Consider the following 19,052-nt stretch of genomic DNA (forward strand, 5'->3'; position numbering starts at 1 on the left):
GTACAAGATTACTTGGTGCAAAGGCGGCTTGCTCTACATCGGCAAAGTAGTTTTCTGGGTTTTTGTTTAACTCAAACTCGCCCACTTCAATTAAGGGATAATCGCCTTTCGGCCAAACTTTGGTTAAGTCAAAGGGGTGGTAGGGCACCTGTTCAGCTTCAGCTTCTGGCATTACCTGAATATACATTTTCCATTTCGGGAAATCGCCATTTTCAATGGATTCAAAGAGATCCTTTTGGTGACTCTCACGGTCAGTAGCGACCAGCTCAGCGGCTTCCTGATCGGTAAGGTTTTTAATGCCTTGTTGAGTGCGAAAATGCATTTTTACCCAAAAGCGCTCGCCATCTTTATTCCAAAAACTGTAGGTATGGGAGCTAAATCCATGCATGTGACGGTAAGAGGCGGGTATACCACGATCACTCATTACAACGGTGACCTGATGCAGGGCTTCTGGTAGTAAGGTCCAAAAATCCCAGTTATTGGTGGCCGAACGCATATTGGTTTTGGGATCCCGTTTCACCGCTTTATTGAGATCAGGAAACTTCAAAGGATCGCGAAGAAAGAATACCGGGGTATTGTTACCCACCATATCCCAGATCCCTTCTTCGGTATAAAACTTTAATGCAAAGCCGCGGATATCCCGCTCTGCGTCGGCGGCGCCTCGTTCGCCGGCTACGGTACTAAAGCGGGCAAACATTTCTGTTTGTTTGCCAACTTCACTGAAAACCTTTGCACAACTGTATTGGGAGATGTCGTTTGTCACCGTAAAAGTACCAAAAGCGCCGGAACCTTTGGCGTGCATACGACGTTCTGGAATCACTTCGCGAACAAAATTCGCCAGTTTTTCATTGAGCCAGAGATCTTGGGCCAAGATGGGGCCACGCTGGCCGGCGGTTAAACTATTCTGGTTATCGACAACGGGGGCACCACCGTCGGTGGTGAGGGGAGTCTTGTCAAATGGGCATTTAGAATCGCTCATCCTATTTTCCTTCTGTTATGGAATTTGTGGTGAAGACAAACATGCCTAGGTAATGAAAAGCACGAGCTGGAGTACATAGATAAACTATAAAACAATTCATAGCACTCGGCTTGTTATTGCGCAAGGCGATAACGATGAATTGATCCAGCGGAGGTTTATTGGTAGAAAAGTGACGTTTTATTAGACAAGGTTGCCACATTCTGGGTTATTTAATTTGCCCAATTACAATAAGACAGCGTACCATTACGACACTACTATCACAGTGTTAAGTTTTTATTTACATGAAGTATAGCCCGTTGTTAAGTGAGCTGATTGGTGCGTTGACCTGTTTACCTGGGGTTGGGGAAAAAAGCGCACAGCGTATGGCATTTCATTTGTTGGAACGAAATCGAGACGGTGGAAACCGGCTCAGTACTGCGTTGCAAAATGCCATGGAGCATATTGGGCATTGTCAGGTTTGTCGTACTTTTACAGAGCAATCTATTTGCGATATTTGTGCCCATCCCGAACGTCAGGATAGTGGTATTTTATGTGTGGTGGAGAGCCCTCAGGATGTTTTGGCAATTGAACAAACATTAAGTTTCAAAGGTACCTATTTTGTGTTGATGGGACATTTATCGCCAATAGACGGGATTGGTCCGGCGGATATTGGACTGAATGAGCTGGAAAGCAGGCTTAAATCTGAATCAATCAGTGAAGTGATCCTCGCAACAAACCCGACTGTGGAAGGTGAAGCCACCGCTCATTATATTGCCCAGCTTTGTCAGGAACTGAGTATCGACGCCAGCCGCATCGCCCATGGGGTGCCGGTAGGTGGCGAGTTGGAGTACGTAGACGGCAGCACCCTTACCCACGCTTTCTCCGGTCGCCGTAAGCTTTAGCTTTTCGCGCGTCAAGGGGAATGTTCTTTACTTGCGCAAAGAATCAGAGTGAAACGAAAAAACCCGCCTTCCAAAGGTTGAAATTCCTTTGGATGACCTTATCTTCTAGTCTGAAAATTAAACCGTATAGCTAGGAGATTCTGGTTTATGGCTGAAGCAGCCCATCAAGAAAAACATGGTTTTCAGACAGAAGTTAAACAACTTTTGCATCTGATGATTCATTCTTTGTATTCAAACAAAGAAATATTCCTTCGTGAATTGGTTTCTAACGCCGCCGATGCAGCCGATAAGTTGCGTTTTAAAGCACTAGAGAACGATGGCTTGTTCGAAGGTGATGGCGAATTGAACGTGAAAATCAGCGTTGATAGTGATGCTGGTACGATTACTATTGCCGATAACGGCATTGGTATGACCCGTGACGAGGTGATTACGAATTTAGGCACCATCGCTAAATCCGGCACGAAAGATTTCTTTAGTCGTTTATCTGGTGATGCGGCAAAAGATTCTCAACTTATCGGACAGTTTGGTGTGGGTTTCTATTCGGCCTTTATTATTGCCGATAAGGTAACGGTACGCACCCGGGCAGCCGGTGTTGATGCATCTGAAGGTGTAGAGTGGATCTCGGACGGTGAAGGTGAATTCACTGTTGCTGAACTTAACAAGCCAAGCCGTGGTACTGAAATCATCTTGCACGTTCGCGACGATGAAAAAGAATTCCTTGATAACTGGCGTTTGCGTTCCATTATTAGCAAATATTCCGATCACATTAGTATTCCGGTACAAATGTGGAAGGACGAAGTGCCTGAGCGTGATGGCCCTGATGGCGAGAAAATTCCTGCTGAGCCTGGAAAATGGGAAGCGGTTAACAAAGCGACAGCGCTTTGGACTCGTGAAAAATCCGATATTTCCGAAGACGAATATAAAGAATTTTATAAACATATTTCCCATGATTTTGCCAATCCTCTGGCCTGGGCGCACAATAAAGTGGAAGGGAAGAGCGAATACACCAGTTTGCTGTATATTCCTAGCAAGGCGCCCTTCGATATGTGGAATCGTGATCAAAGTCACGGATTAAAACTGTATGTTCAGCGTGTTTTTATTATGGATGATGCTGAACAATTTATGCCGACCTATCTACGTTTTGTGAAAGGTTTGCTGGATTCCAATGATCTGCCTTTGAATGTCTCCCGTGAAATCTTGCAGGATAACAAGGTCACCCAGACCTTGCGTCAAGGTTGTACTAAGCGCGTATTACAAATGCTTGAGCGGATGGCGAAAAACGACAAAGAGAAGTATCAGTCGTTTTGGGCAGAATTTGGTAACGTGCTTAAAGAAGGCCCAGCCGAAGACTTTAGCAATAAAGAAAAAGTGGCAGGTTTGCTACGTTTCTCATCCACCCATGATGAGTCTGATGCCCAGTCAGTTTCCCTTGATGACTATATCGAGCGGATGAAAGAGGGACAGGACAAGATTTATTTTGTTACTGCAGATAGCCTTCAGGCGGCGAAAACCAGTCCTCACCTCGAAATCTTCCGTAAGAAAGGCATTGAGGTATTGTTGATGGGTGAGCGTATCGACGAGTGGTTGATGTCACACCTCACCGAGTACAAAGAGAAAGCGTTCCAATCTATTGCTAAAGGTGATTTAGACTTAGGCGATCTGGATGACGAAGAGTCGAAGAAAGCCAAAGAAGAAGCAGAAAAAGAAGTTGAAGGCGTACTTGAACGGGTGAAATCTGCATTGGGTGACAAAGTTATCGACGTGAAATTTACCCATCGATTGACCGAGTCTCCGGCGGTTATCACTGCAGATGAAAATGGTATGACCACGCAGATGATGAAACTGATGCAGGCTGCCGGTCAAACTGTCCCTGAAGTAAAATATCACTTTGAACTTAACCCTGAACATGAACTGGTTCGCAAGCTGGCGGATGTACAGGATGAAGTGCTCTTTAATCAATGGGTTGAAGTCTTGTTTGACCAAGCGGCTTTATCCGAGCAAGGGAGCTTAAAAGATCCCTCTTCCTTTGTTCGTAATTTGAACAGCTTGCTGATGACCATGGCAAAATAAGGCCATTATTCAGTAATTTAATTAACAAAAAACAGGTCTTCATGGCCTGTTTTTTTATGTCTGGCTATTTTTTAGTGTTAAAGAAAACTTCTTTTTTAAAATCAACATAATAGCTTTGATGTGCACTGTACACTTTCAACCATGCTTAAAAGGACTATGTATCGCGGCTGTTATTGCGTATACAACTATTGTCTATAAAGTATGCGACATAGGTCGTATATTCAGTGTCGGCACTTGTTGTGGGCTTGTTTCGCATGGGGTTAATGTGTAAAGTGCTGAGCAGTTTAGAAAATAAAGCGGAGAACGCAACATGCGAATTATTCTTCTCGGCGCACCAGGAGCCGGCAAAGGAACTCAGGCACAATTTCTGATGGGGAAATATGGTATTCCCCAGATTTCCACTGGTGATATGCTGCGATCAGCTATCAAGGCAGGAACAGAACTTGGCCTAGCGGCAAAACGGGTTATGGATGAGGGTAAACTGGTATCCGATGATATTATTATTGGTTTGGTAAAAGAACGCATTGCCCAAGATGATTGTAAGCAAGGTTTTCTTTTAGATGGTTTCCCTCGCACGATCCCCCAAGCCGATGCGATGAAAGAAGCGGGTGTGGCGGTTGACCACTGTATCGAATTTGATGTGCCTGACGATGTGATTGTCGAGCGCATGGGAGGACGTCGTGTACATCCGGCATCTGGCCGTGTTTACCATGTGGTTTATAACCCACCTAAAGTAGACGGAAAAGATGACCAAACTGGCGACGATCTGATCATTCGTGATGACGATAAAGAAGAGACAGTGCGCAAACGTTTAGGTGTTTATCATGAGCAGACTAAACCGTTAGTAGATTATTACTCAGCCGAGGCAAAACAGGGCAATTGTGAATACCATAAATTAGATGGCACAAAACCTGTGGAAGCAGTGAGTAAAGAATTAGCCGAACTGTTAGGTTAAGGTTAATTTGTACGGTATGAAAAAGGCTGCCATTAGGCAGCCTTTTTTAATGGATTTGTAAGCGTCGTTAAAAGGTTTTGCTACTTTGCACTTTAGTTGCCAGAATAAAGACAAAGTCGATTTTCAAATGGATAATTATGGGGTTACCTGTTACCGGTTTTTATTCCAGCTTACTGGCGTTATGTTATTTATATCTGTCATTTCTAGTCATTAGCCATCGGCGACGTGCTCGGGTCGGGGTAGGAGACGGTGGTGATGCTGATCTTAGCCGCGCCATTCGGGTGCATGGTAATTTCAGTGAATATGTGCCCATTACCCTTATTTTGCTGGCGTGTCTGGAAAGCCTGCATCCGCATCAGTGGGTACTTCATGTGGGTGGCTGTGTGTTGCTATTCGGGCGGGTATTTCATGCGTATGGCTTGTTACATCACGAGGGCACGAGCTGGCAACGTTTCGTTGGTATGATCATGACGTTTTTATCCATGCTCTTTTTAGCAGGCACCAATTTATTTATGATTCATTACATCATTTAATATGGATAGCTTTTCTTCCCTTATTACGCCGCTTTGTCTTATTGATAAAAATAAATTAAGCGCCAATGCATCCCGTATGCATAGTCTTGTTCTTCGTTCAGGGCTTACTTTTCGCCCCCATGTAAAAACACTTAAGAGCGTGGAAGGGGCAGCGATTTATGCGCCATTACCGTCCCCCATTACGGTTTCAACATTAAGTGAAGCTCGGTATTTTGCCAATGCCGGTTATACCGATATCCTGTATGCGGTAGGTATGACGCCCAATAAATTGCCTGCGGTGATATCTTTACTTGAGCAAGGTGTTCGGGTTTGTGTGGTGGTGGATAGCTTAATGGCCGCACAATACTTAGCCAAACATACGCAAAACCTTACGCCTCCATTACGGGTATTAATTGAACTGGATGTGGATGATCACCGAGCTGGGGTTGCCCCTCAAAGTGATGTGCTCGTTGAGACCGCGGCCTGCCTAAGTGCAGGGAAAGGGCTGGTTTTCTGTGGCGTGATGGCCCATGCGGGAGCTTCATACGACTGCCATTCGATGGATGCACAAAAAGCCATGGCTAAAGAAGAATGTGCTCGTACATCGTTAGCTGCAAAGCGTTTAGCTGCCGCCGGTTTTGACTGTGACACCGTGTCGGTGGGTTCCACACCCACTGTGCTTGCCGGTATTGATTATACGGGCGCGAACATTACGGAATTGCGCGCCGGTGTTTATGCCACCTTTGATCTCGTGATGGCTGATTTACATGTTTGCCAACAAAAAGATATCGCGCTTAGTGTACTCACCAGCGTTATCGGCCATCAACGGGATAAGAACTGGGTGCTTGTGGATGCCGGGTGGATGGCGTTATCCCGGGATAAGGGCTCAGATAAACACGGCTATGGGCTGGTGGCTGATAGTCGTGGAACTATCTTAGAAGGCTGGTATGTGGCGGATACGAATCAAGAGCACGGTATTATAAAGCATAAAGAGGGCTTATCTTTGCCCAAAGAGGGGGTTGGCTACGGTGACATGCTTCGCATACTGCCAAATCATGCTTGTGCAACGGCAGGGCAGTACCAGCAATATCATGTAACTCAGGATAATAAAACGGTCTGCGACGTCTGGCAAAGCGCTTACGGTTGGTAATCGAGACGCTTAACATCAAAATACGTTTTGCTCAGTAGCGGGAGTGAAAAAGAAAAACGGCACCGAAAAGGGTGCCGTTTTTTATTTATTCTGCTTTGTTTTCCAAGGCAGGTTTACCAATTTCTATCCGTTTGGGTTTTTTCGATTCAGGAATAATGCGTTCTAAATCGATGTTAAGCAATCCGTCTTTGAGAGCGGCGCCAATTACATTGACGTGGTCGCCTAACTGGAATTTACGTTCGAAATTCCGTTCTGATATTCCCTTATGGAGAAACCTACGATCGTCTTTTTCTTCCTTCGCCTCTTTTTTACCGGATACCGTTAGGGTGTTTTCCTGAACTTCTATTTGGATTTCATTATCAGAAAACCCAGCCACTGCCATGGCAATGCGGTATTTGTTTTCTTCCAGTAATTCAATGTTGTAAGGCGGAAATGTACTTTGGTTTTCAAACCGTGCCGCATTATCAATAAATGTAGCAAGACGATCTGAACCAATAAATGAACGATAAAGTGGAGATAAATCAATTGTACGCATAATCATACCCTTCCTATTAAGCAATATGTGATTGTTGACCCCGATATCGGCAATCAACGGTGTAAAGAGCCTGCCTTTGACAGGCTCGAAAAAATCTTACGCTTTGTCGCCAGTGTTAATTGACTGACCACCTATTTGAATTCGACGCGGTTTTTTCGCTTCGGGAACAATCCGAGCCAACTCGATATGCAGTAAACCGTGTTGCAAATCTGCCCCTGTTACTTTGACATGATCACCAAGCTGAAACTTGCGCTGGAACTGCCGTTCTGAAATACCTTTGTGTAAGAACTTGGTGTTCGAATTTTTTTCTTCATCAGACTTTTTACCACTGACGGTGAGCACGTTATTTTCTGCCACGATGTCTACATCATCGGCACCGAAACCGGCTACAGCCATGGAAATACGATATTTATCATCGCCCAATAATTCAATATTATATGGGGGGTAAGTGTGTTGGTTTTCACTGCGAGACGCCGCATCAACTAAAGACGCTAAGCGGTCAGAGCCGATAAAAGAACGGTAAAGTGGAGATAGATCGATAGTACGCATAGTCATATCCTCATGAATAAGCAATATGTTAATTAATGTGCCCCGACATTGCGGCGGCGGTTTTGTCAGCCTTGCTATCAAGCACCGACAATTTATATATAGGCCTGGTTTTTCTTTTTTCAACAAAAAAAATTAAAAAAATTTATTACCTACTGCATTTAGGCGAGTATAAAGGCTATATCAGTATGATTATAAACTCATTTTGTCATACATTGGGGGTAAGGTAGTGGTAGTAAAGGTGTTTTAACTTTTGCTAAATAGTATATTTTTATTAGTGAAAAAGAATGCTAGTGTACAAAACATAAACATAACGAGTTGTAGCAATATGCAAGCTGTCATCACATTGGTTTTGTGTTGTTTGTTTTCAGTAGCTATCTATGGGCAAGAGCTCACAGTGGTTACTGAAGCGTCGCCGCCGTACCATTATCTCGACGAAAACGGTAACGTTGCGGGTGAAGCAACGGAAAAAGTCAGAAACATCATCACACAAGCCAACCTAACGGGAGATTTTAGACTCTATCCGTGGGCGAGGGCCTATGATCGGGCGGCCCGTGATCCTAACACGCTGATTTATTCCATGGCGAAAACCAAAGAGCGTGACAAGTTATTTTTTTGGATAGCTAAGGTTTCCCAATTTAATTTGGCTGTGGTGGGGCTTACCCATAGACAAAGTAAGGAAGACTTTGGCGATATCTATCAAAATAATACCTTTGCCGTTCAACGGGATGACATCAGTTATCGGTGGCTTATCGACAAAGGACTTCGGGAAAAAAAGCAGCTGCTAGTGTGTGCCGATATTCATTGTTCTTGGAATTATTTGTTACGTGGTGTGGTGGATTTTATTATTGAGGATCCTGCGCTTATCGCCGGCACCGCCAAAGAAATAGGGGTTGATCCTGGGGCGCTTAAAACCTATTTGAAGATCCCAGAACTTTCCGTTGAAGGTTATCTTGCAGTGAATAAGAATATGGCCCCAGCTGTTGTGGCGAAATTAAGAGAAGCCGCACAACAACTGGGTTATTCGTCTATTTCTGATGACGAGATTGCAGAACGTCGATAACATCTTTCATCGATAAATCACTGGCCTGAAGCAATACGGTGAGGTGATAAAGTAAGTCCGCAGCTTCGTTTTTAAGCTCTTCTTTATCCTGAACGGTGGCTGCAAGTGCCGTTTCCACACCTTCTTCCCCTACTTTTTGGGCAATGCGTTTTATGCCTCTACTATAAAGGGATGCTGTATAACTGGAGTCGGGATCCGCAAATTTGCGCGCTGCCAATACCTTTTCAAGATCGGCCAAAAATGTGTAGGCCGCGGGCTGATTATCATACCAGCAACTTTCTTTACCGGTATGGCAAGTGGGCCCTTTGGGGTTGGCGAGAATTAAAATTGCGTCGTTGTCACAATCGCTGCCAGCTTGCACAAGGCTTAATACGTTGCCCGAGGTTTCGCCTTTTTGCCATAAACGTTGCTTGGAACGACTAAAAAAGGTGACCTTGCCGGTTTCCAGTGTTGTTTGCAGTGCCAGTTGATTCATATAGCCTTGCATCAATAACTTGCCTGATACCGCATCTTGCACCACCACAGGAAGCATGTTTTCCATTTTCTCCCATGCCAGTGATGCCATATTCTCTAAATTAATAATCATTTTTAAAATCCTTAACCTTTGTGACGACGTCGCATGGGGATACCCTGAGCAGACAAGGTATCTTTTAATTCCTGCATATCAATAATGCCTTTGTGGAAAACCGATGCGGCTAACGCGCCGTCTACGTCAGCATCTTTAAATACCTGGGTAAAGTGTTCAATTGCACCGGCACCGCCTGAGGCAATTAACGGCACGTTACAGACTTTCCGTACCGTTGACAGTTGGTCGATATCATAGCCTTTGCGCACACCATCCTGATTCATACAATTGAGGACAATCTCGCCAGCCCCTCGTTGCTGTACCTCTTTGATCCAATCTATGGTATGCCATCGGGTTTGTTGAGTGCGTGAGGCATCACCAGTAAATTTGTAAACGTCGTAACGGCCGCTTTCTTTGTTGTAAAAGCTATCGATACCAATAACCACACATTGCTGACCATAGATGTCATGAAGTTGATTAATAAGATCTGGGTTCGTCAGGGCGGGGGAGTTGATGGAAATTTTATCTGCGCCCATCTCTAAAATGCGACCAGCATCTTCCACTGACTTGATGCCGCCTGCCACACAAAAAGGGATGTCAATCACTTGGGCAATGCGACTTACCCAGCTTTTATCAACGACCCGTTGATCCGAGCTGGCGGTGATATCATAAAAGACCAATTCGTCGGCACCGGCTTTGGCATATTGTTCTGCTAACGGCACAATATCGCCGATAATTTCGTGGTTTCTAAACTGGACGCCTTTGACCACCTTGCCATCTCGTACGTCTAAACAGGGTATTATCCGTTTTGCCAGCATGCAATGGCCTCCTCGACGGTGAACTTACCTTCTAACAGGGCACGGCCTAAAATGACGCCGCCTACTTGGGTAGGGCGTAAAGCGCGAATATCATCAAGACCACCAATACCACCGGATGCTTGCCAGCTGATTTGCGGGAATTTACCACAAACATCTTCGTACAAAGAGACGTTACTGCCTTGCAGTGTACCATCGCGACTAATATCGGTGCACAACACATGTCTAACGCCCACTTTGTCGAAACTGGCAAGCAGTGATTCCAATGCCACGCCGGAGTTTTCTTGCCAACCGTGGGTAGCAATCATACGCTGACCGTTGTGGTCTATATTCACATCCAACGCCAGAACAATGTGTTCCGCGCCGTATTTTTCTATCCAGCCTTGCACCCGTTTTGGCTCTTTTACTGCCAAAGAGCCAATAACAACCCGGCTTATGCCTGCGTCAAGCAGCTGCGCCACGTCGTCTTCGCTACGAATACCGCCACCACATTGAAACTTCATGCGTTTTGTTTCGACCATACGGCGAATTAGGCTAAGTTGACGTTTGCTGGTGTCTTTGGCGCCGGTGAGATCCACAATGTGAAGCCACTGAGCACCTTGGTTCGCGTAGTCATGGACTACGTCCACAGGATCTTTTTCGTATTGGGTTTTTTGGTTGTAGTCACCCTGAAACAAGCGCACAACCGCCCCATCAATTAAATCTATGGCAGGAATTATCATTACATTTCCACAAAGTTCGTTAACAGTTGTGCTCCGGCTTCACCAGAGCGTTCAGGGTGAAACTGAACACCAAAAAAGTTATCTGAATGCAGTGCCGCAGAAAAACGTTGCCCATATTCACAGCTCGCCAAGGTTTTATCATAAACAGGCACGGCAAAGCTGTGCACAAAATAAAAATAGGTATCTGCGGGTATGCCTTTGAATAAGGGGCTGTTTTCTTCTGGCGTAATGGTGTTCCAGCCCATATGGGGTAGCCTGAGACCATTGGATTGAAGGCGTGCTACGTGACCGGGCATCAGGCCTAAGCATTGTATAACGCCGTCGGAAGTTTCATCCGAGGTTTCCACCATCAATTGCATACCTAAACAAATACCCAGTACCGGCTGCGTGAGCCCGCGGAGGGTGTCTGTGAGTTGTTTGCTTTCAATACTGCCCATGGCCGCAAAGGCGCTGCCTACGCCAGGTAGGAAAACTTTATCCGCCGATTTTATCACCGATAAATTGTCCGAGACTTCTACTGTCACGCCAAGTCGTTCTAAGGCAAATCGTACGGAGGAAATATTGGCACAGCCGGTATTTACTATGACAATTTTTTGCGCCATTACAATGCTCCTTTACTGCTAGGCAGGGCATCACCTTGACGGGTAATTGCCTGACGAAGGGCGCGACCAAATACCTTAAACAGGCTTTCTACCTGGTGGTGTGCATTGCCTTCAGTGGTGGACAAGTGCAAGGATAATCCCATGCTTTGTGCCAGGGAATAAAAGAAGTGTGGCACCATCTCTGTGGCCATTTCACCCACTTTGTCGCGGCTAAACTCGACATCCATTTTCAAGTATGGACGATTCGAGATATCCATAATGCATTCGGCGCGACATTCATCCATGGGTAAGGCGAAGCCGAAACGGCCAATGCCACGCTTGTTGCCCAAGGCTTTTTTAAGGGCATCGCCCAACGCCAAAGCCGTGTCCTCTATGCTGTGGTGATCGTCGATATGTAAATCGCCATCCACATTCACCTGCATTTCGAAACCGCCATGGGTGGCAATTTGATCCAACATATGATCGAAAAAGCCCATGCCGGTATGAATGGTCGACTTGGCCTGCGAATCAAGATCAACTCGCACGCGAATGTTGGTTTCAGAGGTGGTTCGCACCACTTCGGCAATTCGTGATGATGCCAGTAATTGTTTCTCAATGGCTTTCCAGTTCGTGACATCCCGGCTGTATTGAATGCCTTTGATACCCATATTTTCGGCCAATTGCATGTCGGTAATACGATCACCAATAACATAGGAACGGGTAAAATCTATTCGGCCTTGTTGGAGGTATTCTTTCACCAATCCCAATTTGGGTTTACGGCAGGTGCAGTTGTCAGATTCAAAATGTGGGCATATCAGCACATCATCAAAGGTAACACCCTGACTTTCAAACACCGCCATCATGGCATGATGGGGCAGGTCGAAATCGGCTTGGGGAAAGCTATCGGTACCTAAACCATCCTGATTCGACACCATGACCAGCGAAAAGCCGGCGGCTTTGAGTTTAAGTAAAACAGGAATGACATCGGGTTCAAACACCAGTTTTTCCAAGCTATCGAGTTGCTTATCTACTGGTGGTTCTTCTACCAGGGTGCCATCCCGGTCAATAAAGAGGATTGCTTGCTGACTCATTTGGCGGCTCCTGTTTGTGATCGGAATTCATGAATAAGGCCAAGCAAGCGATCATTTTGCTCGGGACTGCCTACGGTAACCCGCAGACAATGTTGTAAATTGACCTGTTTGGACTGATCGCGGATCAACATGCCTTTGCTGACCAAATAAGCCATGAGTTCCGTACTTTGCGCATAGCGAAATAGGACAAAATTGGCTTTGGTATCGCCCACTAAGGTAAATTCATCAATGTTGCCCAAAGCCTCGGTAAGACGTTGTTTTTCAGCATTGATGACGCTAACTTGATCATTTAAACGGGCGATATTTTCTTCTGACAGTGCCGCGGCGGCAATTTGCGCCACAGGCTCAGGAATGGGGTAGGGCGCAATCACTTTCATTAGTGCGGCCACCACATCGTCGTTGGCTAAGGTAAAGCCACAACGTAATCCTGCCAATGCAAAGGCCTTGGATAAGGTGCGCAGTATCACCAGATTCGGGTAGTCAGCTAAGGCCTTTACCCAGCTGCTGGCGGCATCAAATTCAATGTAGGCTTCATCTATTACCACTAAAGCGGTATTGGCAAAGTGGTTAAGCACTGTCTCTACCTGAGTTTTTGCCACCGGCGTTCCCGTGGGATTGTTGGGCGCACAAATAAACACGACTTTGACATTGTCTGTACTGCAAATGCCCTCAACATCCAGCGAAAAATCATCGTTAAGGGGAACTGTCTTTACGCCTATATCACAAGTTTGCGCACTGATGGCATACATGCCATAGGTCGGCGGACAGATAAGAATGCTGTCTTCTCCCGGTGTACAAAACGTGCGGATAAGTAGCTCAATACCTTCATCTGCGCCACGGGTAACAATCAGTTGATCCGTACTTACGCCAGCATAGCGGGCGTAGTTGCCAATCACCTCACTGGGCTGACAGGATGGGTATCGGTTAAAATGACTGCTATCCACATCATAGTCGTTGGAAAACGGCGATTCATTGGCATTGAGCCAATCCTGTCCCCCGGAATACAGACGTCGGGCCGATTCATAAGGCTTAAGCGGGATTAAATTCTTATTGATTAAACTATTCACCAAGCTACTCACGACGGTTCTCCTGTGAGGGCCGCCATGCGCAGCGCTACCGCTTGTTCGTGGGCATCAAGCCCTTCTGCTTTAGCCAATGTCATGATGGCGGGGCCTAGATTTCGCATACCGGTTTCGCTTAATTCCTGCACCGTATAGCGGCGCATGAAGTCGAGCAGCCCCAAACTTGAATAGTTGCGAGCATAGCCGTAAGTCGGCAATACGTGGTTAGTACCCGAGGCGTAATCGCCTGCGGATTCCGGCGACCATTTACCGACAAATATTGAACCGGCGTATTTAATGTAAGGCAGTAAATCCCGAGCATTATCTGTTTGTACAATTAAGTGTTCTGGCGCGTAAGCATTGCTTACCGAGATGGCACTTGGCATATCCTCAGTGAGAATATAACGGGCGTTTTCCATGGCTTGAGACGCGATGGACGTACGGGAAAGCGTGGCAAGCTGACGGGTCACTTCTGCTTTGGTGGCACTAATCAGCTCGGCGCTATCGGTCACTAAAATGGCTTGTGAATCAGGACCATGTTCCGCTTGGGATAACAGATCTGAGGCCACAAAGCTGGCGTCGGCATTGTTGTCTGCTAAGACTAAAACTTCTGAGGGGCCGGCGGGCATATCAATGGCTGCACCATCCGGACGTTGACTGACCTGTTGTTTAGCTTCGGTAACAAAGCTGTTGCCCGGGCCGAAAATTTTATCCACTTTGGTGATGGAGTCAGTGCCAAAGGCCATGGCGCCAATGGCTTGAGCGCCACCGCAAAGGTATATTTCATCAATGCCGCAGCGCGTTGCCGCATACGCTATCTCTGGCGCAATTTCACCGGCTTGATTCGGTGGCGTACACAGGACTTTTCGTGCGCAGCCTGCCACTAAAGCGGGTACGCCCAGCATCAATACCGTTGAGGGAAGCGGGGCGCTGCCGCCTGGAATATATAGGCCAACGGCATCGAGAGCCGTAAACCGTTGCTCACACACCACGCCAGGCGTGGTGGTAAGGGTAATATCGTTTGGCTGTTGTGCTTCGTGAAATTGTTTCACGTTGTCAAAGGCGGTGTTAATTGCCGCCTTTACCGTATCGCTTACCCGGGCGGCTAAGGAATCCCGCTGGGCCACAGATAAAGACAAGCCTTGTAAAGACGCACAGTCAAATTGGCGAGTATAATCCAGTACTGCTTTATCACCGGTATTACGGATGGCATCGAGCATATCCGCAACCGTGGTGCGTAGTTTGTCTGAATTTTTCATCACCGGGCGTGCCAAGGCTTCTGCTTTTTCCCGTTCAGAAAGTGAAGACCAAGTTATCATGACTGCTTAACCCATCATTTTTTCAATTGGTATAACCAGGATAGAGCGACATCCCAGGGCTTTGAGTTTTTCCATGGTTTCCCAGAATAAATCTTCTGGGCTAACAACGTGAACAGCAACCGCGTCCTCGGTACCCGCTAGAGGTAAAACCGTTGGATTTTCAGCACCCGGTAACAGGCTTTTCACTTGCTCTAAATAGGCTTTAGGCGCGTGCAGCATAATATATTTACTTTCTTTGGCTTGGATCACGCCATCAATACGAGGTACAAGACGGTTTACCAAGGCTTGTTTTTCGTCAGATAAAGCCCCGTCTGCCCGTTGTATGAGTACGGCTTTAGAGCGGAAAATTACTTCTTCTTCCACCAAACCATTGGCTTCTAGCGTGGCGCCGGTGGAGACCAGATCACAAATTGCGTCGGCAACGCCAGCGCGAGGTGCCACTTCCACAGAGCCGGTAAGCATAACGGCCCGAGCATTCACGCCGTTTTCTTTGAAATAACGTTCCAGAAGGTAAGGGTAGGTGGTGGCCACTTTTTTGCCTTCAAGTGAACGAATCCCCTGATATTCCATTTCTTGAGGCACAGCAATAGACAGTCGGCAACCGCCGTAATCAAGGCGACGTAACACTTCGAAGTCGGCTGCTTTATCTGCTGCTTGGCGTTCAAGCATTTTTTCTTCCAGCTCATTTTCACCGATAAAACCGAGATCAACGATACCGTCCATAACCAGACCAGGAATATCATCGTCTCGTACGCGAAGTAAATCGATGGGCTCATTAGTAGAATGCGCAATGAGTAAACGGTCACGAATATAGAGTTTAATACCAATTGCCTTTAACAGCGCGATACTGTCATCGCTAAGACGGCCTGACTTTTGAACTGCAATACGCAGACGTTTGCTGTCACTCATGTGAACATTCCTCTTTTTTAAACCTGAATATGAAGCTGCTAATACGAAAAACCCCCGGAAGTTTCCTTCCGGGGGTCGAGAATTTTTTCATCTGCGCCACTGGAAGGAGACAATAACCTTCCAGCACGAACCTGAAAGGCTATGCTATATGATGGTGGTGATGGTTAGCAGCGCAATTTAACATGAAACTTTTTCCAATCTTTTTAACGGCGCAAACAGTAGCTAATTGATTAAGGTAAATCAACCCTTATTTTGCCCTTAGGGGAATTATTCTACTAATTCTTTAGTCATAAGGTATATCTATGTAGATATTACCCTTAAAATGTCTACTTTTGTGAAATGTTTGTAACGGGTCGAAGGAGTATACATGGTTAACGATCTTATTTTCCCCATCCTTCCCCGGGAAGGAAAGGTGCCGGTGACGGTGGATGACCGGGTCAAGAAAATCAATAAAAGTTCTGAAACGAAAGCGCTAAGTGAGGAAGAGCGCCAGGAGCACGATGAAGAGCGCCGCGTCACGGAAAAAGTGCAAGAAGAACGGCACGATAGGGAGGCAAAGCAGCAACCTCAAAGGCAAAAGAAATCGCCAGCGTCGAAGGGCGAGGATGCACAAGAGGATTCGACGCCAGCAGAAAAAGACGATAAGCCGGATAGCCAGGATAAAGACAGCGGGGGCTTTAAGCATTTGGACATTTATATTTAATCTGCCGATGGGTTTTTATTCATCGGTCTATGGGCGTCTCTTGCGATAGCCTGTTTAAGCGTATCCGTTGTTAACCGAGTCGCTACATTCAACTTCCTTTGCGGCTCTTGCTGTATGGGTTTGTTTTACTAAGGCTTTTCGTACACTTGTTGCATCCGTACAGATCTCCTCAAAGGGAACAAAAACCACTTGTTGCTTATCTGTAAGATAATGTGCGCCTTCTGCAAAAACACTGAGCATCTGGGAATGTTGTGTTTGCACATTGGCATAATGTTTTAGAATTTCTCCCATGGCTTCTTGATGATCATTATTCATATGGTCAATCATATTTTGGCTTGTTGCATGCCAATCTGCCGGTGGTGTCAGCCAAGTATTTGCATCAATCCAATGAATTTTTCCAAAGCCACCGATAAACCTTACCCGTACCGCATTAATTTTGTAAAAGTGAAAGTCATGGGTTTGTTGATAGGCCTTGGCTTGGGGAAACAGCTGAAAATAAAGCTGCGCATTGCTTTGACTATCGGCAAGTTCAGCATTGCCCATAATGGTTACCCGGGCATTGGCTTGGGAGTCGTCTTCTGCGGGGTCAAAGATGGTTAAACTGACTTTATTATCCGCTCTTATGTTTCGTGTATGCAATGCGATATCACTGATATAAATAAGAACATTGCCGTTATGATCCAAGACAAAGGGGACAATGGAGCCAAAGGGGTAACCCGGCATTGAGGTTGATTGGGTGCCTAATACGCCAGAATGCTGGCGACGACATAGATGTTTTGCCTCTAGGGCAAGGGTATGAATAGACATAGTAGGTCCTCTAAATAAGTTAACCCGTCACAAGTGGAGGCTTGCCTTCACGTAGACGTAATGCAACCTGGGTATGAAAATAGCGCGATAATATAGGTGCAGTTAACACGTTTTTACCCGTGAATTTTATTTCTGTGGTTACTAAAAATTTCTTTTAAATCAGTCGCTATTGAATGCTACGGTTTTATAGTTTATGTTTGGATTACCATTCTAATAATTATAAATTATGTTAGCGATTAATAAGTTTTTCTTACTCGCAGATGAGCAAACGTCATCGCAACAAGTGGCTAATTGGCGAATAAGCGCGTTACGTATTATTTTAACCTCTGGCTTAATTGTTTGTGCCATGGTTGCAGGGCATACATTTACCCAAGCTTTACAACTTAATCTTTTCTATGTGGTAGCGCTTTGCTTTAGCTTTGTCTCTATCTTATTTGTACTGCTGGCAATCAGTAAAAGATACTATTTTTATTGCGCCCATACCTTATTACTGACCATCGTTGCTGCCAGTCTATCCATGAATTTGTTTTTGATCGATTTGGCGTTAGCGGAAGTCGGGTCTATTTTCATGTATTCATGCCCAATTATTGCCCTTATGTTACTTGGACGTAAAACGGCGCTGGTGTATGCCTTACTTAATATCATCCCGTTTTATATGATCATTAATCATATTGATCTTACCGGTATCGTGGGGATAACCGAACAGTTACCTGAGGCCAATGTCTATATTTCAGGCCTTATTTTTGTCTTTTTTAATGTGTGTATGCCTTTGGCCGTGGCACGTACCATTGTTTCTGCTAACCGACTGAACATGACAATGGGCTTGGCTAACTCTCACTTAAAAGCCAAAAATGAGCTGTATAAAACCTTTTTCATCGACGGCAATAAACCCCAATTGATCGTGGACGAAAATCTGATGATCACCGATAGCAACTTACAGGCTGATCGGCTATTCGGCTTTAAGCCCCATAATAAAAACGGCGTATTGCGCCTAACCACCCTATTACCCGAATTAAAATTAACAAATAAGCTGGTCAATCAGGTGCTTACTTATCGGCAACGGCACTTGCGTGTTAACGCCTCAAAAATCATGGCAAATAGCTATCGTATGGTGGAATTTTATGATTGCACCCATGAACTGCGCGTTGAACAAAGTTTGGCTTCAATGGAGCAGGAGAACAAACGTTTAAGATTTTACGATCCACATACGCAGCTGCCCAATCGCGAATGGTTTGAAATTCAGTGCAATCGGTTTATTGCCAAGTATCGCAAAGGATTTTATGTTGTTGTGACCCAAAGCGCGAACATGGAGTATGTGAATTTAAAGTTTGATAAGCGTGATACCCAGGCCATGTTGGTCAGTGCATACCATCGACTGAAAAATAACGTAAAAGGCCCGTTTTTGTGTGCCCATATTGGGGCTGGAAAATTGGTTTTTGTGCTCAATAAGCAAAACGATTTAAAAGAACACCATCTTATGGGGATAAAACAGACACTGGATGAGGCATACAATGTGTTTGGCAGTAAATGTGTGCAGACCTTTTTGTTTGGTTTTGCCCACTATCCAGAACATGGTTTAAATGGGGCCGAGGTGTTAGCGAATGCCACCGAAGCCCTTAAACATGCCGACAAGAGTAACCCCATAAGTGGCTACAACGAGAAATACAGTCAGGCATTTTTGGAGCAATACGAAATTTCCATGCTGTTAGATGAAGCGCTACAGCAGCGGGAATTGGATGTCTACTACCAACCTAAAGTGGATCAAGATGGTCAATGTGTGGGGTTAGA

The 19,052-nt window shown here is 45.5% G+C and carries 20 protein-coding genes and 1 other annotated feature; of the genes, 8 read left to right on the forward strand and 12 right to left on the reverse strand.

Features of this window, described 5'->3' with window-relative positions; genetic code table 11:
- Nucleotides 1-979: catalase (locus V5298_RS12165; protein ID WP_332931717.1), on the reverse strand; the 979-nt coding region annotated here is incomplete at its 3' end.
- A 281-nt stretch (nt 980-1,260) separates the two neighbouring features.
- On the opposite strand from V5298_RS12165, the gene recR reads away from it, so the two are divergent.
- The 5 genes from recR to V5298_RS12190 all read left to right on the forward strand — a co-directional run bounded on the left by recR (nt 1,261) and on the right by V5298_RS12190 (nt 6,547).
- Nucleotides 1,261-1,860, forward strand: a complete 600-nt coding sequence (recR, locus tag V5298_RS12170; RefSeq protein WP_332931718.1) for a recombination mediator RecR — start codon at nt 1,261-1,263, stop codon at nt 1,858-1,860.
- A 147-nt stretch (nt 1,861-2,007) separates the two neighbouring features.
- The gene (gene htpG / locus V5298_RS12175; RefSeq protein WP_332931719.1) at nt 2,008-3,930 is read left to right on the forward strand and encodes a molecular chaperone HtpG; all 1,923 of its coding nucleotides are present in this window, start codon (nt 2,008-2,010) and stop codon (nt 3,928-3,930) included.
- Between the two features lie 310 nt (nt 3,931-4,240).
- On the forward strand, nt 4,241-4,885 hold the full coding sequence (gene adk, locus V5298_RS12180; RefSeq protein WP_332931720.1) for an adenylate kinase: 645 nt from the start codon (nt 4,241-4,243) through the stop codon (nt 4,883-4,885).
- 137 nt (nt 4,886-5,022) lie between these two features.
- A complete protein-coding gene (locus V5298_RS12185; protein WP_332931721.1) occupies nt 5,023-5,418 on the forward strand; it encodes an MAPEG family protein in 396 nt (131 codons plus the stop codon).
- 1 nt (nt 5,419) lies between these two features.
- A complete protein-coding gene (locus V5298_RS12190) occupies nt 5,420-6,547 on the forward strand; it encodes an alanine racemase (RefSeq protein WP_332931722.1) in 1,128 nt (375 codons plus the stop codon).
- Between the two features lie 85 nt (nt 6,548-6,632).
- Here V5298_RS12190 and V5298_RS12195 read toward each other — a convergent pair whose 3' ends face one another.
- Both V5298_RS12195 and V5298_RS12200 read right to left on the reverse strand, forming a co-directional pair.
- The gene (locus V5298_RS12195) at nt 6,633-7,082 is read right to left on the reverse strand and encodes an Hsp20 family protein (RefSeq protein ID WP_332931723.1); all 450 of its coding nucleotides are present in this window, start codon (nt 7,080-7,082) and stop codon (nt 6,633-6,635) included.
- 96 nt (nt 7,083-7,178) lie between these two features.
- A complete protein-coding gene (locus V5298_RS12200; RefSeq protein ID WP_332931724.1) occupies nt 7,179-7,631 on the reverse strand; it encodes an Hsp20 family protein in 453 nt (150 codons plus the stop codon).
- Between the two features lie 325 nt (nt 7,632-7,956).
- On the opposite strand from V5298_RS12200, the gene V5298_RS12205 reads away from it, so the two are divergent.
- On the forward strand, nt 7,957-8,691 hold the full coding sequence (locus V5298_RS12205; RefSeq protein ID WP_332931725.1) for a substrate-binding periplasmic protein: 735 nt from the start codon (nt 7,957-7,959) through the stop codon (nt 8,689-8,691).
- On the opposite strand, the gene hisIE is transcribed toward V5298_RS12205, so the two are convergent.
- The 8 genes from hisIE to hisG are packed head-to-tail and all read right to left on the reverse strand — an operon-like array spanning nt 8,657 to nt 15,754.
- A complete protein-coding gene (gene hisIE / locus V5298_RS12210; protein ID WP_332931726.1) occupies nt 8,657-9,277 on the reverse strand; it encodes a bifunctional phosphoribosyl-AMP cyclohydrolase/phosphoribosyl-ATP diphosphatase HisIE in 621 nt (206 codons plus the stop codon). The two genes, V5298_RS12205 and hisIE, sit on opposite strands and share 35 nt — an antisense overlap.
- A gap of 11 nt (nt 9,278-9,288) precedes the next feature.
- On the reverse strand, nt 9,289-10,074 hold the full coding sequence (hisF, locus tag V5298_RS12215; protein WP_332931727.1) for an imidazole glycerol phosphate synthase subunit HisF: 786 nt from the start codon (nt 10,072-10,074) through the stop codon (nt 9,289-9,291).
- Complete coding sequence (hisA, locus tag V5298_RS12220; RefSeq protein WP_332931728.1) at nt 10,056-10,793, reverse strand: 1-(5-phosphoribosyl)-5-[(5-phosphoribosylamino)methylideneamino]imidazole-4-carboxamide isomerase; 738 nt, start codon at nt 10,791-10,793, stop codon at nt 10,056-10,058. The genes hisF and hisA overlap by 19 nt, the downstream gene beginning before the upstream one ends.
- Entirely contained in the window at nt 10,793-11,395 is a 603-nt protein-coding gene (gene hisH / locus V5298_RS12225; RefSeq protein ID WP_332931729.1) for an imidazole glycerol phosphate synthase subunit HisH, read from the reverse strand. The genes hisA and hisH overlap by 1 nt, the downstream gene beginning before the upstream one ends.
- Nucleotides 11,395-12,465: a bifunctional histidinol-phosphatase/imidazoleglycerol-phosphate dehydratase HisB gene (hisB, locus tag V5298_RS12230; protein WP_332931730.1), complete on the reverse strand. Its 1,071-nt coding sequence runs from the start codon at nt 12,463-12,465 to the stop codon at nt 11,395-11,397. Before hisB ends, hisH begins: the two co-directional genes overlap by 1 nt.
- Nucleotides 12,462-13,544 carry a histidinol-phosphate transaminase gene (gene hisC / locus V5298_RS12235; protein ID WP_332931731.1) on the reverse strand — a complete coding sequence of 361 codons (1,083 nt, stop codon included), beginning with the start codon at nt 13,542-13,544 and terminating at the stop codon, nt 12,462-12,464. The genes hisB and hisC overlap by 4 nt, the downstream gene beginning before the upstream one ends.
- Nucleotides 13,541-14,845 (reverse strand): histidinol dehydrogenase, encoded by a 1,305-nt coding sequence (gene hisD, locus V5298_RS12240; protein ID WP_332931732.1) that lies wholly within the window; start codon nt 14,843-14,845, stop codon nt 13,541-13,543. The genes hisC and hisD overlap by 4 nt, the downstream gene beginning before the upstream one ends.
- 6 nt (nt 14,846-14,851) lie before the next feature.
- The gene (gene hisG, locus V5298_RS12245; protein WP_332931733.1) at nt 14,852-15,754 is read right to left on the reverse strand and encodes an ATP phosphoribosyltransferase; all 903 of its coding nucleotides are present in this window, start codon (nt 15,752-15,754) and stop codon (nt 14,852-14,854) included.
- A gap of 46 nt (nt 15,755-15,800) precedes the next feature.
- Nucleotides 15,801-15,918: a sequence feature (His leader region), on the reverse strand.
- Nucleotides 15,919-16,121: 203 nt separating this feature from the next.
- Here hisG and V5298_RS12250 point away from each other — a divergent pair.
- A complete protein-coding gene (locus V5298_RS12250; protein ID WP_332931734.1) occupies nt 16,122-16,457 on the forward strand; it encodes a hypothetical protein in 336 nt (111 codons plus the stop codon).
- A 54-nt stretch (nt 16,458-16,511) separates the two neighbouring features.
- Here the strand turns inward: V5298_RS12250 and V5298_RS12255 are convergent, their stop codons facing one another.
- Complete coding sequence (locus V5298_RS12255; RefSeq protein ID WP_332931735.1) at nt 16,512-17,264, reverse strand: HugZ family protein; 753 nt, start codon at nt 17,262-17,264, stop codon at nt 16,512-16,514.
- A gap of 226 nt (nt 17,265-17,490) precedes the next feature.
- On the opposite strand from V5298_RS12255, the gene V5298_RS12260 reads away from it, so the two are divergent.
- On the forward strand, nt 17,491-19,052 hold a 1,562-nt coding region (locus V5298_RS12260; protein WP_332931736.1), incomplete at its 3' end, for a diguanylate cyclase domain-containing protein.

The organism is Alteromonas sp. 14N.309.X.WAT.G.H12 (assembly GCF_036697315.1).
Lineage (GTDB): Bacteria > Pseudomonadota > Gammaproteobacteria > Enterobacterales > Alteromonadaceae > Alteromonas.